This window comes from Stenotrophomonas sp. 3diitr2024 (assembly GCF_042136455.1).
In the GTDB taxonomy this organism is placed as follows: Bacteria; Pseudomonadota; Gammaproteobacteria; order Xanthomonadales; family Xanthomonadaceae; genus Stenotrophomonas; species Stenotrophomonas sepilia.
Genome location: NZ_JBHHMJ010000188.1, coordinates 1 through 323 on the forward strand (window position 1 = coordinate 1; position 323 = coordinate 323).

A 323-nucleotide genomic window follows, 5' to 3' on the forward strand; every position below is an offset into this window, starting at 1 on the left:
CGGCAGGCCCATCGAGGCGGCCATGCGTGCGCCAAACAGGCTTGAACCGAGGATCCAGGTCGGCACCCGCAGGCCACCACCCGGAACGGCCTGCACTGTCTGTCCAGGCTGGACCGGCCGCGCACGTCGATCTCGACCAGGTCCTTGGCCTTCAGGTCTTCGGTGGCTTGGCGGACGCTGGCCAGCAGTTCCGGCACGGACGGCGGCGGGCTGGGCTACATGCTGGAAGACGCGCAGGACGACAGCGCCCCGTGATCAGTGGACCGCCCAGCCTGCGCCGGCGCCTGCTCGCGTTCCTGGCGTTGCCGATGCTTGGCCTGCTC

At 70.3% G+C, this 323-nt stretch carries 2 pseudogenes; both read right to left on the bottom strand.

The window, feature by feature from the left end:
- Window positions 1–117, bottom strand: a pseudogene (locus tag ABGA94_RS04395) (LLM class flavin-dependent oxidoreductase); the annotation flags it as partial.
- Window positions 105–197 (bottom strand): annotated as a pseudogene (locus ABGA94_RS04400) (ribosome silencing factor); the annotation flags it as partial. The pseudogenes ABGA94_RS04395 and ABGA94_RS04400, both read right to left, overlap by 13 nt.
- Window positions 198–323: the final 126 nt, after the last annotated feature.